Annotated in this window: 13 protein-coding genes and 1 pseudogene; 12 read left to right on the top strand and 2 right to left on the bottom strand. The window is 73.9% G+C overall.

The annotated features are described in order from the left end of the window. Positions 1 to 41: 41 nt before the first annotated feature. A complete protein-coding gene (locus tag ACFZAX_RS02790; RefSeq protein WP_390958448.1) occupies positions 42 to 2165 on the top strand; it encodes a hypothetical protein in 2124 nt (707 codons plus the stop codon). 111 nt (positions 2166 to 2276) lie between these two features. On the opposite strand, the gene ACFZAX_RS02785 is transcribed toward ACFZAX_RS02790, so the two are convergent. Beyond that, the gene (locus ACFZAX_RS02785; RefSeq protein WP_390958446.1) at positions 2277 to 3137 is read right to left on the bottom strand and encodes a hypothetical protein; all 861 of its coding nucleotides are present in this window, start codon (positions 3135 to 3137) and stop codon (positions 2277 to 2279) included. A 39-nt stretch (positions 3138 to 3176) separates the two neighbouring features. Here ACFZAX_RS02785 and ACFZAX_RS02780 point away from each other — a divergent pair, with 39 nt between their 5' ends. The 4 genes and pseudogenes from ACFZAX_RS02780 to ilvD all read left to right on the top strand — a co-directional run bounded on the left by ACFZAX_RS02780 (position 3177) and on the right by ilvD (position 7910). Further along, the gene (locus tag ACFZAX_RS02780; protein ID WP_390958444.1) at positions 3177 to 4133 is read left to right on the top strand and encodes a Ppx/GppA family phosphatase; all 957 of its coding nucleotides are present in this window, start codon (positions 3177 to 3179) and stop codon (positions 4131 to 4133) included. A gap of 125 nt (positions 4134 to 4258) precedes the next feature. Continuing rightward, positions 4259 to 5083 carry a TIM barrel protein gene (locus tag ACFZAX_RS02775; RefSeq protein WP_390958442.1) on the top strand — a complete coding sequence of 275 codons (825 nt, stop codon included), beginning with the start codon at positions 4259 to 4261 and terminating at the stop codon, positions 5081 to 5083. Positions 5084 to 5247: 164 nt separating this feature from the next. Next, positions 5248 to 5940, top strand: a pseudogene (locus ACFZAX_RS02770) (TetR family transcriptional regulator); the annotation flags it as partial. Between the two features lie 119 nt (positions 5941 to 6059). Continuing rightward, complete coding sequence (gene ilvD / locus ACFZAX_RS02765) at positions 6060 to 7910, top strand: dihydroxy-acid dehydratase (RefSeq protein ID WP_390958440.1); 1851 nt, start codon at positions 6060 to 6062, stop codon at positions 7908 to 7910. Between the two features lie 133 nt (positions 7911 to 8043). Here the strand turns inward: ilvD and ACFZAX_RS02760 are convergent, their stop codons facing one another. Continuing rightward, positions 8044 to 10314: a protein kinase gene (locus ACFZAX_RS02760; protein ID WP_390958438.1), complete on the bottom strand. Its 2271-nt coding sequence runs from the start codon at positions 10312 to 10314 to the stop codon at positions 8044 to 8046. A 124-nt stretch (positions 10315 to 10438) separates the two neighbouring features. Here ACFZAX_RS02760 and ACFZAX_RS02755 point away from each other — a divergent pair, with 124 nt between their 5' ends. The 7 genes from ACFZAX_RS02755 to ACFZAX_RS02725 all read left to right on the top strand — a co-directional run. Next, positions 10439 to 10843 (top strand): SH3 domain-containing protein, encoded by a 405-nt coding sequence (locus tag ACFZAX_RS02755; protein ID WP_390958436.1) that lies wholly within the window; start codon positions 10439 to 10441, stop codon positions 10841 to 10843. A 73-nt stretch (positions 10844 to 10916) separates the two neighbouring features. Next, positions 10917 to 11456 (top strand): hypothetical protein, encoded by a 540-nt coding sequence (locus tag ACFZAX_RS02750; RefSeq protein ID WP_390958434.1) that lies wholly within the window; start codon positions 10917 to 10919, stop codon positions 11454 to 11456. A gap of 97 nt (positions 11457 to 11553) precedes the next feature. After that, complete coding sequence (locus ACFZAX_RS02745; RefSeq protein WP_390958432.1) at positions 11554 to 12354, top strand: methyltransferase domain-containing protein; 801 nt, start codon at positions 11554 to 11556, stop codon at positions 12352 to 12354. A 145-nt stretch (positions 12355 to 12499) separates the two neighbouring features. Further along, complete coding sequence (locus ACFZAX_RS02740) at positions 12500 to 13318, top strand: ATP-binding cassette domain-containing protein (RefSeq protein ID WP_390958430.1); 819 nt, start codon at positions 12500 to 12502, stop codon at positions 13316 to 13318. Continuing rightward, on the top strand, positions 13315 to 14100 hold the full coding sequence (locus tag ACFZAX_RS02735; protein ID WP_390958428.1) for an ABC transporter permease: 786 nt from the start codon (positions 13315 to 13317) through the stop codon (positions 14098 to 14100). The genes ACFZAX_RS02740 and ACFZAX_RS02735 overlap by 4 nt, the downstream gene beginning before the upstream one ends. Before the next feature lie 132 nt (positions 14101 to 14232). Beyond that, complete coding sequence (proC, locus tag ACFZAX_RS02730) at positions 14233 to 15042, top strand: pyrroline-5-carboxylate reductase (RefSeq protein WP_390958427.1); 810 nt, start codon at positions 14233 to 14235, stop codon at positions 15040 to 15042. 574 nt (positions 15043 to 15616) lie between these two features. Then, on the top strand, positions 15617 to 15843 hold a 227-nt coding region (locus tag ACFZAX_RS02725; RefSeq protein WP_390958425.1), incomplete at its 3' end, for a hypothetical protein.

Raw genomic sequence — 15843 nt, 5'->3', positions numbered from 1 at the left:
GGGGCGCCGAGGGGGTGCCCTCCTCTGCTTACGGTCGCAAGGTGACGAGCAGCAGGCTGGAGCCCCCCGCGCACACCACCGGCGCACCCGGATCGCACCGTCGCGCCCCCCACCTCCCGACGCAGCGCCCGCCCGCACGTTACGAGCCGTACCTCGACGGACTCTTCACCTACTGCCTCTCCGCCCTCTGCGACCACGAAGCCGCCACCGACGCGCTCGGAGCCGTACTCGCCGTCGCGGAACGCCAGGACGGCCGGTGCCCCACGGGCCAGGAGGAACGTAAATCCTGGCTGTACGCGCTGGCCCGGTGGATGTGCCTGCGGGCGCTCGCCGAGCAGAAGCGCGGCCGCCAGGCCCACCGGAGGACGCCCAGGGACTCGGGCCGGGGGGCGCGCGAGGAGCGCGGTGCCGTCCTCGCGGACGCCCTCGCCCTGGCCGCCCCGGCCGAGGCTCCCGCTCCGGGCCCGGTCGCCGGCACTGCCGGGGCCCCGGCTGCCGGCGCGGTCACCGGCACGTCCAGGACATCCGCCGGAAGTCCTGCCGAAGCCCCTGCCGGGACGCCCGCCGAAGCCCCCGCACAGGCTCCCCGGGCCACCCCCGAGGAGGCGGTCGTGCCGCCCGCGGAGGAGTCCCCCGCCTCCGAGGCCCGCCGCCGCGAACTCGCCCGGCTCGCCTGGCCGGAGGCGGCCGGCACCACGCCCGACCAGCGGGAGGCGCTCGAACTCTCCGTACGCCACGGGCTCACCCCCCGGGCCGTCGCCTCCGTGCTCGGACTCGACCCGGCCACCGCCCGCGAGCTCATCGCGGCGGCGGCCTGCGAGGTCGAGCGGACCCGGGCCGCGCTCGCCGTCGCGGAGTACGGCACCTGCACCGCCGCCCGCCGCCTCACCGGCAACCGCCAGTCGCTGCTCTCCGCCCCGCTGCGCCGCGAACTCGTCCGCCACGTCGACGACTGCCCGGGCTGCCGGCGGGCCGCCGAGCGTGCCGGGGCCACCGGCCCCTGGCCCGGCGTGGCCGTGGCCCCCGCCGCCGGGCTGCCCGTCGTGGAGGCGCCCCGCCCGTCCGTGCGCGTGGCCATGGTGCACGCCCAGCGCTCGCGCGCCGGTTCCCCGCGCTTCGACCGGGCCGGCTACCCGCTCGACCCGAAGGACCACGCGGCCCGCCGCGACCGGCTGCGCGCCCGGCTCATGACGACGACGGTGGTCGCGACGGTCGTCGCCGCCCCGGTCATCGCCCTGTGGGCGGCGGCCTACCGGGGAGCGCCGTGGGCCGGCGACGGGCACGGGGGCGCCTCGGCCGCCGCGACCGAGATGGACGCGGTCGGCGACTCGGCCGGGACCTTCGCGGACGGCCGGGACGGATACGGCCGCCACGACGGGTACGACCGGCGCCGCGGACACGGTCGGCCCTCGGAGGGAGGCGGCGGTGACGGGCGCGGCGGCGACGGGCACGCGCAGGACGTCCGCGCCGGTGTCCGGGACGGCTCGCCGGACGGGGTCCTCGCCCCGGACGTCACCGCCGAGGTGATCGGCGCCGAGACCACCGGCGGCGCCCACCGCCGGGCCGGGGCGCTGACCGTCGCCGCGCGGACCTCCGGCGGTGTCACCAGCCTCCGGCTGACGGCCTCGGGGGGCGCCCCCGTCGTCTGGGCGGCCCGTACCGACGCCCGCTGGCTGCGGCTCGACCACACCGCGGGCACGCTCGCTGCCGGGCGCAGCATCACCGTGCACGTCCTGGTGGACCGGGCGCGGGAGCCGCGCCACCCCTGGCGGGCCCGGGTCGTCCTGGCGCCCGGGTCCCAGCACGTACGGATCGAGGGCCGTGGCCGTGTCCCCGCGTTCACCGGCTTCCCGGCGGGCGGGCCGCTCCACCACGCGGCGCCCGCCGTGCCGCCCGGCCCCACGCCGCCGGCCGCGCCGACGCCACCGGTGGCGCCCACGCCCGTCCTCGCGGCCTCGTCCGGAAAGACCCCGGACCCGGCGGACTCCGCCGGGCCGCCGCCGGGCACCTCGCCGGACCCGGCAGGTACGAGCGGCGCGGCGGAACCGTCCGGCCCGTCATCCGCCCCGTCCGAACCGTCCCCGTCCGAACCGTCCCCGCCCGACTCGTCCCCGTCCGAACCGTCCCCGCCCGCCGGCTCGCCGAGCGGCTCCCCGGCGGGCTGAGGAGCCGGCGGGCCGAGGAGCCGGCGGGGAACCGCCGGCCCGGGGAACCGCCGGCCCGGGGAACCGCCGGCCCGGGGAACCGGCGGATCGGGACGCGATACCGGCCCGGCCTCAGGCCGGGGTCACCGGGTCGGCCGGGTGCGGGGCCATCGGCAGCAGCGAGGCGAGCCGCTGCTCGCAGAGTCCGACCAGCCGCGCGTACGCCTCCTCGCCCATCAGCTCCGTGAGCTCGGGGCGGTACGTCACGTACACCGGGTCACCGGCGCCGTGCGCGGAAGTGGCCGAGGTGCACCACCAGTGCAGGTCGTGACCGCCCGGGCCCCAGCCCCGGCGGTCGTACTCGCCGATGGAGATCTGGAGCACCCGGGTGTCGTCGGGCCGGTCGATCCAGTCGTACGTACGCCGGACCGGGAGCTGCCAGCAGACGTCCGGCTTGGTCTCCAGCGGCTCCTTGCCCTCCTTCAGCGCCAGGATGTGCAGCGAACAGCCCGCGCCACCGGCGAAGCCGGGGCGGTTCTGGAAGATGCAGGAGCCCTTCCAGCGGCGCGTCTGGCGCTCACCGTCGTCGTCGATGCCGACCCACCCCGTCGACGTACCGACGTCGTGGAACTGCCACATCTCCGGGGTCAGCCGCTCGACGTGTCCGGCCACCCGCTTCTCGTCGTCCTCGTCCGAGAAGTGCGCGCCCAGCGTGCAGCAGCCGTCGTCCGCCCGGCCCGCCTGGATGCCCTGGCAGCCGCTGCCGAAGATGCAGGTCCACCGGGAGGTCAGCCACGTCAGGTCGCAGCGGAACACCTGCTCGTCGTCGGCCGGGTCCGGGAACTCCACCCACGCCCGGGGAAAGTCGATCCCCTTCTCGTCGGACCGGTCGGGTCCGTTCTGTTCCGTCCGCTGACTCTCCTGATCCTGATCCTGCTTCGTCCTGGGCTTCTTCGTCGCTTTGCCCGGCTTCGTCTTGTTCGTCTTTGGCACGCGCCAAGCGTAAGTCCCTTTCGGCGTAGCGTTCCGGCTATGAGACTCGGAGTCCTCGACGTGGGGTCGAACACGGTTCATCTGCTGGCGATGGACGCCCACCCCGGCGCCCGGCCGCTGCCCGCGCACTCGCACAAGACGGAGCTCCGCCTCGCCCAGCTCCTCGACGCGGACGGGGCGATCGGCCGCGAGGGCGTCGACCGGCTGGTCGCCACGGTGGCCGAGGCGGTCCAGGCCGCCGAGGACAAGGGGTGCGAGGAGGTGCTGGCGTTCGCCACCTCGGCGGTACGCGACGCCACCAACGCCGACGAGGTGCTGGGCCGGGTTCGCGCCGAGACCGGGGTCGACCTCGCGGTCCTCAGCGGCGAGGAGGAGGCACGGCTGACCTTCCTGGCCGCCCGCCGCTGGTTCGGCTGGTCGGCGGGGAAGCTGCTGCTGCTCGACATCGGCGGCGGTTCGCTGGAGATCGCCCTCGGACTGGACGAGGAGCCCGCGGCGGCCGTGTCGCTGCCGCTCGGCGCCGGCCGCCTCACGGCCGGCTGGCTGCCCGGCGATCCCGCCCGCCCGGCCGACCCGGCCCGGCTGCGCGAGCTGCGCCGGTACGTCCGCGCCGGCATAGCCCGCACGGTCGGGGAGTTCAGCCGCCACGGCGGGCCCGACCGCGTGGTCGCCACCTCGAAGACCTTCAAGCAGCTCGCCCGGATAGCCGGGGCGGCCCGCTCCACGGAGGGGCTGTACACCCGGCGGACCCTCTCCGCCGCCGCCCTGGGGGAGTGGGTGCCCAAGCTGGCCACGATGACCGCCGAGGAACGCGGCCGCCTCCCCGGCGTCTCCCCGGACCGGGCCGGCCAGCTGCTCGCCGGGGCGCTCGTCGCCGAGGGCGCGATGGACCTTTTCGGGATCACCGAGCTGGAGATCTGCCCCTGGGCGCTCCGTGAGGGCGTCATCCTGCGCCGCCTCGACCACCTCCCCGCCGAACGGATCGCGCTGAGCTGACGCCGACGGGCGGCGGGCGGGGCCCACGGGCGGGCCGCCCACGGCCGTCCACGCGGGGTCATGGCCCTTCTCACTTTCGCCCCCGCCCTCTCGGCGGCGCGCGATCGGGCCCGTACGCTGTCCAGGTGGCAGATCCAGCGGTGCGCATCCCCGATGCGAAGGTCGCCCTGTCGACGGCCTCGGTCTATCCGGAGTCGACGGCGACGGCCTTCGAGATCGCCGCGCGCCTGGGGTACGACGGTGTCGAGGTCATGGTGTGGACCGATCCGGTCAGCCAGGACATCGAGGCGCTGCGCCGCCTCTCCGACTACCACCAGGTCCCGATCCTCGCCGTGCACGCGCCCTGTCTGCTGATCACGCAGCGGGTCTGGTCCACCGATCCGTGGGTCAAGCTCCAGCGGGCGAGGTCCGCCGCCGAGCGGCTCGGCGCCTCCGCCGTCGTGGTCCACCCGCCGTTCCGGTGGCAGCGCCACTACGCCCGCGACTTCGTCGACGGGATCTGGCGCATGGCGAACGAGACCGACGTCCGGTTCGCCGTCGAGAACATGTACCCCTGGCGCTACCGGGACCGCGAGATGCTCGCGTACGCCCCGGACTGGGACGTCACCCACGACGACTACCGGCACTTCACCGTCGACCTCTCGCACACCTCGACGGCCCGTACGGACGGCCTCGCCATGGTGGACCGGATGGGCGACCGGCTCGCCCACGTCCACCTCGCGGACGGCAAGGGTTCCGGCAAGGACGAGCACCTGGTGCCCGGCCGGGGCGACCAGCCCTGCGCGGAGCTGCTGGAGCGGCTGGCGCGCACCGGCTTCGACGGTCACGTGGTCCTGGAGGTCAACACCCGCCGGGCCATGTCCTCCGCCGAACGCGAGGCGGACCTCGCCGAGGCGCTCGCCTTCACCCGGCTCCACCTCGCCTCGGCCAAGCGGACGCCCCGGCCGTGACCTGCCGTTCCACGCCGGAGGGCGCTGCTCCGGACCGTTCCACGCCGGAGGGCGCTGCTCCGGACCGTTCCACGCCGGAGGGCGCTGCTCCGGACCGTTCCACGCCGGACGGTGCCGCCCCGGACCGTTCCACGCCGGACCGCACGGGTTCCGTCCCCGAGGGGCCCGCCGCCCCCCGCCGCAGGGGCCGCCCCTCGCGTGCCGCCGCCCAGGACGGTCCGGACGCCCGGACCCGCATCCTGGAGTCGGCCCGTACGGAGTTCGCCGAGCGCGGCTACGACAAGGCGTCGATGCGCTCCATCGCTCGGGCCGCCCGGGTCGACGCGGCGCTGGTCCACCACTACTTCGGGACGAAGGACGAGGTGTTCGCGGCAGCCGTGGAGCTCTCCTTCGAGCCCGCCCTCGTCGTCCCGCAGATCCTGGGCGGCCCGCTGGAGGGGGTGGGGGAGCGGATGGCCCGCTACTTCGTCTCCGTGTGGGAGAACCCCGTCAGCCGGGCGCCGCTGCTGGCGATCGTCCGGTCCGCGCTCACCCACGAGGCGGCGGCGAAGGTGCTGCGGACCTTCGTACTGCGGCGGCTGCTGGAGCGGATCGCGGCAGAGCTGGCCGTACCCGACCCGACGTTCCGTGCCGAGCTGGCCGCCTCGCACCTGGTCGGCATCGCGATCCTGCGGTACGTCGTACGGACCGAGCCGCTCGCGTCGGCCGACCCGGAGCGGATCATCGCGATGGTCGCGCCCACCATCCAGCGCTATCTGACCGAGGACGGCCCGCACGCGCAGCCGGACCCGGTGGACCCGGCGGCGGGCGCACCCGGTGGCACGGATTCCGGCGGGGCCGAACCGACCGCTCCGTGAGCAGCGCGTCCCGCTATCCGGACAGGCTGTCCAGATCCTGGAGGCGGGGCGTACGCTCGGAGAAGTCTTTTCCGTCGAAGTAGACAGTCTTTCTTTATCTGTCGAAGGAGCGAGCGACGATGCCGCAGCTGAGGTCCCGCACTGTCACCCACGGTCGCAACATGGCGGGCGCGCGCGCCCTTATGCGGGCGTCGGGCGTAGCGAGCGAGGACATCGGCAAGCCGATCATCGCCGTCGCGAACTCCTTCACCGAGTTCGTCCCCGGCCACACCCACCTGTCGCCGGTCGGCCGGATCGTCTCCGAGGCGATCCACGCCGCGGGCGCGGTGCCGCGCGAGTTCAACACGATCGCGGTGGACGACGGCATCGCGATGGGGCATGGCGGCATGCTCTACAGCCTGCCTTCGCGCGACCTGATCGCCGACTCGGTCGAGTACATGGTCGAGGCGCACTGCGCGGACGCGCTGATCTGCATCTCCAACTGCGACAAGATCACCCCCGGCATGCTGATGGCGGCCCTCCGCCTCAACATCCCGACGATCTTCGTCTCCGGCGGACCCATGGAGTCCGGCCGGGCCACCCTCGTCGACGGCACCGTCCGCACCCTCGACCTCGTCGACGCCATGTCCGACGCGGTCAACGACAAGATCTCCGACGCGGACATGCTCCGTATCGAGGAGAACGCCTGTCCCACCTGTGGCTCATGCTCCGGCATGTTCACGGCCAACTCCATGAACTGCCTCGCCGAGGCCATCGGCCTCGCCCTCCCGGGCAACGGCTCGACGCTCGCCACCCACACCGCCCGCCGCGCCCTCTACGAGAACGCCGGCCGCACGATCGTCGAGATCACCAAGCGCCACTACGAGCAGGACGACGCGACCGTCCTGCCCCGCGCCATCGCGAGCCGCGCCGCGTTCGAGAACGCCATGGCCCTCGACATCGCCATGGGCGGCTCCACCAACACGATCCTGCACCTCCTCGCCGCCGCTCAGGAGGCCGAGCTCGACTTCGGCCTGCCGGAGATGGACGAGATCTCGCGCCGCGTCCCCTGCCTCGCCAAGGTCGCACCGAACGTCGCCAAGAGCCGTACGTACTACATGGAGGACGTCCACCGCGCCGGTGGCATCCCCGCCATCCTCGGCGAGCTGCACCGCGGCGGACTCCTCAACGAGGACGTCCACTCCGTCCACTCCGCCTCCCTCGCCGACTGGCTGAAGAACTGGGACGTGCGCGGCGGTTCGCCCGCCCCCGAGGCCGTCGAGCTGTGGCACGCCGCCCCCGGCTGCGTCCGCTCCGCCACCGCCTTCTCGCAGTCCGAGCGCTGGGACACCCTCGACACGGACGCCGCCGAGGGCTGCATCCGCTCCGTCGAGCACGCCTACTCCGAGGACGGCGGTCTCGCGGTCCTCAAGGGCAACCTCGCCGTGGACGGCTGCGTCGTGAAGACCGCCGGAGTGGACGAGTCGATCTGGACCTTCGAGGGCCCGGCCGTCGTCTGCGAGTCTCAGGAGGCGGCCGTCGAGAAGATCCTGCTGAAGCAGGTCGAGGAGGGCGACGTGGTCGTCATCCGCTACGAGGGCCCCAAGGGCGGCCCCGGCATGCAGGAGATGCTCTACCCGACCTCGTACCTGAAGGGCCGCGGTCTCGGCAAGGCATGCGCGCTGATCACCGACGGCCGGTTCTCCGGCGGTACGTCGGGCCTGTCGATCGGCCACGCCTCCCCCGAGGCGGCCTCCGGCGGCACGATCGCGCTGGTCGAGGACGGCGACCGCATCCGCATCGACATCCCGAACCGCTCCATCGAGCTGCTCGTCCCGGACGCCGAGCTGGCGGCCCGCCGTGAGGCGCTGAACGGCGTGTACGCGCCGAAGAACCGCGAGCGCAAGGTCTCGGCCGCGCTGCGCGCCTATGCCGCGATGGCGACCAGCGCGGACCGGGGCGCCGTGCGCGACGTCTCCAAGCTCGGCTGAACACCACGTACGCGGAACGCCCGGCCACCCCGCGAGGGGGGCCGGGCGTCGTGGCGTTCCGGGGCCGGACCCGCCGGGGCGGCCGGATGCGCGGCCGGCCGCCCACAGCTCGGCCGGATCCGCCTGCTGTCACTCACCAGGCGGCCGGGTCGTTCCCGTCCACCGCGAACACCGAGCCGTCCGGCGCCGTGCCGACGACCCACCGGCCGGCCGCGACGGGCGCGGGCGGCCAGGAGGCCTGGTCCAGCTTCCCGGCGGGCAGCCGGGGCGCCGTCTGCCCGAGCAGCTTCTCCCGGCGGGTGTCCACCGCGAGCAGCCGTCCGTCCGCCGCCGTGAGGTACAGGCGGTCTCCGCGCGCCGGCACCGGGGCGGACACCAGCCCGACCCCGGTCTCCAGCCGCCACCGTTCGGTGCCGCCGCCGTCGGCCGAGGCCCGTGTGTCCAGGGCCACCAGCGTGCCGCCGGGCGCCAGCAGGTAGGCGGTGTCGCCCTCGACGACGATCCTCGGATCGGCCATCCGCAGCGGCAGCGCGATCCGTTCCGCCTTCCGCGCCCCGGGGTCGTACCGCACCAGGGCGTCCGCGGTCGTGTCCGCCCTCTCCTCCTTCAGGACCAGTGATCCGCCCGACGTACCGACCGGCTCCAGCATTCCGTCCAGCCGCCGTTGCCACCGGACCCCGCCGGCCGCGTCGATCGCGGTGACGAGGGTGGTGGTCCCCTCCGCCGTGTTCTCGTAGAGGTAGGAGACCCCGGTCGCCGGGTCGTGGAATCCGAGGCCCGGCAGGGCGTGCCCGGCGAAGCGGTGGCTCCAGCGGACCACCCCCGTCCCGGCGTCGATCCCCTCGACGGCACCGTGGGCTCCGATCCGGAGCAGCGTGGCACCGGCGCTCAGGAGGAGTCCGGAGGAGACGGCCGGGTCCGTCGACCAGACCTCCTTGCCGTCCCCGGGGCGGTAGGCCCGCACGGTGCCGTCGGCACCGCGGACCAGGACCGGACCGTTCTCCGCGGCCAGTGTCCTCTCGCCCGCGGAGGCGTCCCGCCGCCAGAGGACATGTCCGTTCGCGGGGTCGAGGCGCGCGACGCCGTAACCGGGCGCGGAGCAGTAGAGCGCGCCGCCGGACGTGGCCGCGTCCCCGCCCGCGCCGTCCGTGAAGCAGTACGGGATCGAGCCCGCGGCCCCCGGGAGGACGGTCCGCCACGGGACGAACACGGCCACCGCTTCCGGCCCGGTCGTGCCCCGCCCCGCTCCCGGCGACGTGCCGGGGAGCACCCCGCCGTACACGGCGCCCCCGCCGACGAGGGCCAGCAGCACGGCGGCGCCCACCATCCACCCCGCGCGCCGCCACCGCCCCGCGGCGGGCGGGGCGGGGCGCGCGGCGGCGGGCGCGTCCCGCGCGTGGGTCGCCTCGGTGCCGGGCGCAGGCCCGGCGCCCCCGGCGGCGCCCTCCGACGCGCTGTCCCGCTCCGCGGTGCCGTCCACCCGCGCGTCCGGCCCGCCGGTGCCGGGTGTCTCCGCCCCGGTCACCCGTTCCGCCGGCACCGGGCTCCGCTGGGCCGGCACGAAGGCGGCAGCGTCGTACGACGGCGGCAGCAGGGCCGCCATGATCTCGTCGGGGGTCGGCCGCAGCGCGGGGTCCTTCGCCAGGCACTGCCCGACGAGCTTGGCCAGGTCCTTCGGTACTCCGGTCAGGTCCGCCTCGTCGTGCACCACCTGGTACGCCACCAGATACGGGCTGTCCGAGTCGAACGGCCCCCGCCCGGTCGCCGCGTGGACCAGTACCGCGCCCAGCGCGAACACGTCGGCGGCAGGACCGACTTCGCGCGGGCGCTGGAACTGCTCGGGTGCCATGTAGGGGGGCGAGCCGATCAGCTTCCCGGTCTCCGTGCGCAGCTCGCTGTCGTACGGACGGGAGATCCCGAAGTCGATGACCTTCGGCCCGGAATCCGGCAGCAGTACGTTGCTCGGCTTCAGATCGCGGTGGATGACCCCGGCCCGGTGGATGTCCCGCAACGCCTCGGCGAGCCCGGCCGTGAGCCGCCGCAGTTGCGCCGGGTTCATCGGACCGTTCCGCTTCACCTGCGCGGAGAGCGTCGGCCCGGGGACGTACAGGGTCGCCATCCACGGCAGTGCGGCCGCCGGATCGGCGTCGACGACGGGCGCGGTGAAGGCTCCGCTGACCCGGCGGGCAGCCGCCACCTCCTGCCGGAAACGGGCCCGGAACTCGGGGTCCGCGGCGTACTGCCGGTGCACGATCTTGATCGCCAGCGGGAGCCCCGAGGCGGACGTGGCAAGGTGGACCACCCCCATGCCGCCCTCTCCGAGCCGTGCCTCCAGGCGGTACCGGCCGGCGTACTCGGGCCGTTCCGCTTCCGGACCCGGCCCGAATTCCCGCAGCGGTGCCATCACCCACCCCCGTGTGTTCGACCGCAAGCGCGACGCACGGAGCCTATTCGATGCTTCGTCCTTGTCGCGCAAGGGTTGTTAGCCTGCGCGTCACCTGTACCGAACACAGCCGGGGGAGGGCCTCATGGCCACTGAAGAGAACGTCGTCGAAGCGGTCGCACCATCGAACGGAACCGAACGGGCGGGCGCCGCCGCAGTGCTTCAGGAGCCGGTCGTGCCGGAGAGCGCGGTGACCCTGGGCGTCGAGCCGGTCGGCGTCGTGCCGCTCTCCTCGTACGAAGTCCCCCGCTACCCGATCGCGCCGGGCTACCGGGTCTACGTCCGCACCGGACCGGGCACGAGCTACCCCGCCCTCCGGCTGCTGCCCTACGGGGTGAGCGTCGGGATCTACTGCCAGAAGGTCGGCGAGCGGGTCACCGGCCCGTACGGTTCCTCGGCCCTCTGGGACTGCATCGCCGACGGCGAGTTCGTCTCCGACGCGTACGTGCACACCGGCAGCGACGGCTGGGTCGCCAGCCGCTGCGCCTGAGCCGATCCGGCCGGGCCGGCCCGCCGGGCGTGGGGGCACCCCGCCGGCCGGCCCGCGCGGAATAATCGACGGTGTGAGCGAGAAGAGCGTGACCACCGGAACCGACGGAACGACCGGCGCGAGCCCGCACGGCGGAACGGCCCCCGGCCCGCAGCCGGAGACGCTCCGCTTCTTCGGCACCACCTGGGTCGGCCACGACGGCGGATACACGCTGCGGCGCGTCGGCGTCTCGGCCGGATCGCTGGTCGCGGCCGTCGGCTCCTGCGTGGTCCTGCGCTTCGCCTTCAGCGGTCTGGAGATCGCCGGGACCGGCCGCTTCCTCGACGTCCTGGTCGTGCTGATGTTCGCCGTGTGCAGCGCCGTCGCCTTCCGCAAGACCTGGGAGGGTTACCGCGGTCGCCCGGCGGACCCGGGCCGCGAGGACAACCTGCGGGGCCTCAGGACGATCGGCTTCGTCGGCTCCCTGCTCGCGTACTTCGTCCGCTCGCTCCGCGAAGCGCCCGGCGAGACGCTGCTGCGCACCGAGTACGAGGCCGCCCTCGCCCGCTACACCAAGCGCCGTACGACCCGCACCGGCAACCCGGCGACCCGCAAGGACCGCAAGGGCAGGTAGGCCGGCGAGGGCCAGGTAATCCCTGTGGGGGCGGGTAGGCCCGCGAGGGCAGGTACGGGCCGGTCCCGTACCTCCGACTCCCCGAAGGACGTGTCGCATGCCGCCCGTACAGCCCGCCACTCCGTCGCCCGCCCCCGGACCGGTCCGCGCGCTCTCGTTCAGCGGGGCCGCCGCCCTGTACGCCGCCGCCCGGCCCGGCTATCCGCCGGAGGTGTTCGCGGCCCTGGAGGAGGCGACCGGACGCGCCCTCTCCACGCTGAGCGCGGTCGACGTGGGCGCGGGCACCGGCATCGCCACCCGTGAACTCGTCCGGCGCGGCGCCCGCGTCACCGCCGTCGAGCCGGGCGCCGGAATGGCCGCCGAACTGCGCCGGTCCCTGCCCGAGGTGCCGGTGGTGCGGGGCGACGGCAACCGCCTCCCGTTCGCCGGCGGCTCCGCCGACCTCGTCACGTACGCCCAGTCCTGGCACTGGACCGACCAGGCCCGGTCCTGGCCGGAAGCCGTCCGCGTCCTGCGCCCCGGCGGGGTCCTCGCCCTCTGGTGGAACGTCGCCGACCACCAGGCCCCCTGGGTCGCCGAACAGGACGCGCGCATCCGCCGCCACCTCGGCGCGGACCACGGCGTGCACGCGACTCCCGCCCGCGGCACTCCCTCCCGTGCCGTGGGCCTGCCCGAGCAGGGGCCCGTGGGCCGGCTGCTGCCCTGGTCCCGCCGGGTGAGCCTCCGTACCCACCTGGACAACCTCGCCAGCCACTCCGCGTTCCTGGTGCGGGGCGAGGAGCACGCCGAGGCCGACCGCCGGTTCTTCGCCGAGGAGGGCGCCCGCCTGCTGGAGCTCTTCCCCGACGGCACGGTGGAGGAGCGGTACGTCGTCGACCTGACGACCGTCACGGTCTGAGGACCCCGCCCACCGCGCAGACGGAGGACGGACGGCGGAAGGTGGATGACGGATCATCGGCATCCGGCCCGGAGGCCCGGCGTTCCCGGGACTCCGGGCTTTCCCATGTCTTGACGCGGGGATCGCCGCGGCGCATATTCATCACATGATGAATAATCGGCGCACCGGCGGGCCGGACCCCGCGCCACCACCCCCCGGGGCCCCGGCGCCCGCAGCCGTCCGTGCCGAGTGCCTCACCGTCGTACGCGGCGACCGCACCGTGCTGCGCGGCCTCGGCTTCACCGTCGAACCCGGCAGGATCACCGGTCTCCTCGGTCCCTCCGGCTGCGGCAAGAGCACGCTGATGCGCGCGATCGTCGGCACCCAGGCCCAGGTCACCGGCGGCCTCGACGTCCTGGGCACCCCCGCCGGACACCCCGGCCTCCGCTCGCGCGTCGGGTACGTCACCCAAGCCCCCTCCGTCTACTCCGACCTCACGGTCCGCCAGAACCTGGAGTACTTCGCGGCCGTGCTCCTCCCCGGCCGCGCCCACCGCACCACCCGCCGCGCCGCCGTCGCCCGCGCCCTCGACGACGTGGACCTCAAGAGCCACGCCGACGCCCTGGCCGGCCACCTCTCCGGCGGGCAGCGCAGCCGTGTCTCCCTCGCCGTCGCCCTGCTCGGAGAGCCCGAACTCCTCGTCCTGGACGAACCGACCGTCGGCCTCGACCCCGTCCTGCGCCGCGACCTGTGGCACCTCTTCCACGCACTCGCCGCCGACCGGGGCACCACGATCCTGGTCTCCTCCCACGTCATGGACGAGGCCGAGCGCTGCCACCGGCTGCTCCTGATGCGCGAGGGCGCCCTCCTCGCGACGGGAACCCCGGAGGAGCTGCGCACCCGTACCGCCGGCACCACCGTGGAGGAGGCCTTCCTCCGCCTCGTCGACGAAGCGTCCGCCCAGCCCGAGGAGCCCGCGCGATGAGCAGCGACACCCTTCCCGCCGCCACCCCCGCCCCGGCCCGGCCCCTCACCCCGGCGCGCACCCTCGCCACGGCGGGCCGCGTCCTGCGCCAGCTCCGCCACGACCCCCGCACCATCGCGCTGCTGCTGGTGATTCCGGTCGTGATGATCGTCCTGCTGCGGTACGTCTTCGACGGCAGCCCGGGGACCTTCGACTCCATCGGCGCCTCGCTGCTCGGGATCTTCCCGCTCATCACGATGTTCCTGGTGACGTCCATCGCCACCCTGCGCGAACGGACCTCGGGGACCCTGGAACGCCTCCTCGCCCAGCCGCTCGGCAAGGGCGACCTGATCGCCGGCTACGCCCTCGCCTTCGGGGCGGTCGCCGTCGTCCAGACCCTGCTGGCCACCGCCGTCTCCGTCCGGCTGCTCGGCCTCGACGTCGTCGGCTCGCCCTGGCTCCTGATGCTGGTGGCGCTGCTCGACGCCCTGCTCGGCACGGCGCTCGGCCTCTTCGTCTCGGCGTTCGCGGCCTCCGAGTTCCAGGCCGTCCAGTTCATGCCGGCGGTGATCTTCCCGCAGCTCCTGCTCTGCGGCCTCTTCACCCCGCGCGACCGGATGCAGCCCGTCCTGGAAGCGATCTCGAACGTCCTCCCCATGTCGTACGCCGTGGACGGCATGAACCAGGTGCTTCACCAGCCCGAGGTCACCGGCGACTTCGTCCGGGACGTGGCCGTGGTCGCGGGCTGCGCCCTGCTGGTCCTCGGCCTGGGAGCGGCCACCCTGCGCCGCCGTACCGCCTGAGCCTGTCCGCCCTGCGGTCACCCGACCGGCTCCGGGCGTGCCCGGTGCGAGGATGACCGCGACGAGCACGGGACGGAGTCCGGAGCACACCGTGTGCCGAGAACCGTGAGCACAGCCCGGAGGGTGAACCGCATGACCCAGACAGTCGCAGTCCTCGGCACCGGCAAGATCGGCGAGGCGCTCCTCAGCGGAATGATCCGGGCCGGCTGGCGCCCGGCGAACCTGCTGGTCACCACCCGCCGCGCCGAGCGCGCCGAGGACCTGCGGAACCGGTACGGAGTCGAGTCGGTCGGCAACGCGGAAGCGGCCAAGAACGCGGACATCCTCATCCTCGCGGTGAAGCCCCAGGACATGGGCACCCTGCTGGACGAGCTCGCCCCGCACCTGACGGCCGACCGCCTCGTCATCAGCGCCGCCGCCGGCATCACCACGGCGTTCATCGAGGACCGGCTGCCGTCCGGCACCCCGGTGGTCCGGGTCATGCCGAACACCCCCGTGCTCGTGGACGAGGGGATGTCCGTCCTCTCCGCGGGCAGCCACGCGACGGGCGACCACCTCGCCACCACCGAGGAGATCTTCGGCGGGGTCGGCAAGACGCTCCGGGTTCCCGAGTCCCAGCAGGACGCGGCCACCGCCCTCTCCGGCTCGGGTCCGGCGTACTTCTACTTCCTGGTCGAAGCCATGACCGACGCCGGCATCCTCCTCGGCCTCCCGCGCGCCCAGGCCCACGACCTGATCGTGCAGGCGGCCATCGGCGCCGCGGTGATGCTCCGCGACAGCGGCGAACACCCGGTCAAGCTCCGCGAGGCCGTGACCAGCCCGGCCGGCACCACCATCAGCGCCATCCGCGAGCTGGAGAACCACGGGGTGCGCGCCGCCCTGATCGCCGCCCTCGAAGCCGCCCGCGACCGCAGCCGAGAGCTCGCCTCCGGCCAGGGCTGACCCGCTACGGCGCCCGGGAGCAGACCCGTTCGACCCCTGTGGGGCCCGCACCGCGCCGCGTGGTGCGGGCCCCGCGGAGGGGGGCCGTCCCCGGGGTTGACACGCCGAACTCCGATCCGTAGTGTTCTCCGAGTTGTCCGACGTGAGCGCCGACTCCGGTCGGTCCCCGGACAGCCATTCCGCACCACCACTCAACAAGGCCCGGCTTTCCGTCGCGTGCCTTTGCGTGTGCTTGTGTGAAATGAGGATTGCCCGTTCGAGAGAACAGCCCCGATTAGCGTCGGGGCCCGGGAATCCGCTAATGTCTCACTCGTCGGAAGGGCCCGCAACGGCCCGGAGGACAAGCCCGCTGACTGGGAATCAGGCCCGAAAGGATCTGATAGAGTCGGACTCGCCGGAAAGGGAAACGCGAAAGCGAAGAACTGGAAAGCGAAAATCGCTTGACCCGCTTCGACCGGGAATCGGACAGATAAGAGTCTGATAGAGTCGGAAACGCAAGAACGAAGGGAAGCGCCCGGAGGGCCCCGGTGAAACGGGACCGAAGGAAGCGTCCGTTCCTTGAGAACTCAACAGCGTGCCAAAAGTCAACGCCAGATATGTTGATACCCCGGCCTGCTTCGGCAGGTTGGTGGTTCCTTTGAAAAGTCCTACCGGCCTTAACGGTCCGGTGGGCAACAACAGCGAGGACGCTGTGAACGACCGGTCCTATTCCGACCTGGTCGTTCCGCTCTCGTGTTGTGATCCCGATTACGGGAAAACATTCACGGAGAGTTTGATCCTGGCTCAGGACGAACGCTGGCG

Origin of the sequence: Streptomyces sp. NPDC008125 (assembly GCF_042957125.1) — a bacterium.
GTDB lineage: Bacteria > Actinomycetota > Actinomycetes > Streptomycetales > Streptomycetaceae > Streptomyces.
The sequence above is the reverse complement of the archived record's forward strand: the minus strand, read 5'-3'. Positions and strand labels throughout refer to the sequence as shown.

Coding starts and splice junctions, on each gene's coding strand:
- ACFZAX_RS02780 (WP_390958444.1), top strand. CDS start 3,177: ATGAGACTCGGAGTCCTCGACGTGGGGTCGAACACGGTTCATCTGCTG.
- ilvD (WP_390958440.1), top strand. CDS start 6,060: ATGCCGCAGCTGAGGTCCCGCACTGTCACCCACGGTCGCAACATGGCG.
- ACFZAX_RS02760 (WP_390958438.1), bottom strand. CDS start 10,314: ATGGCACCGCTGCGGGAATTCGGGCCGGGTCCGGAAGCGGAACGGCCC.
- ACFZAX_RS02755 (WP_390958436.1), top strand. CDS start 10,439: ATGGCCACTGAAGAGAACGTCGTCGAAGCGGTCGCACCATCGAACGGA.
- ACFZAX_RS02745 (WP_390958432.1), top strand. CDS start 11,554: ATGCCGCCCGTACAGCCCGCCACTCCGTCGCCCGCCCCCGGACCGGTC.
- ACFZAX_RS02740 (WP_390958430.1), top strand. CDS start 12,500: ATGATGAATAATCGGCGCACCGGCGGGCCGGACCCCGCGCCACCACCC.
- ACFZAX_RS02735 (WP_390958428.1), top strand. CDS start 13,315: ATGAGCAGCGACACCCTTCCCGCCGCCACCCCCGCCCCGGCCCGGCCC.
- proC (WP_390958427.1), top strand. CDS start 14,233: ATGACCCAGACAGTCGCAGTCCTCGGCACCGGCAAGATCGGCGAGGCG.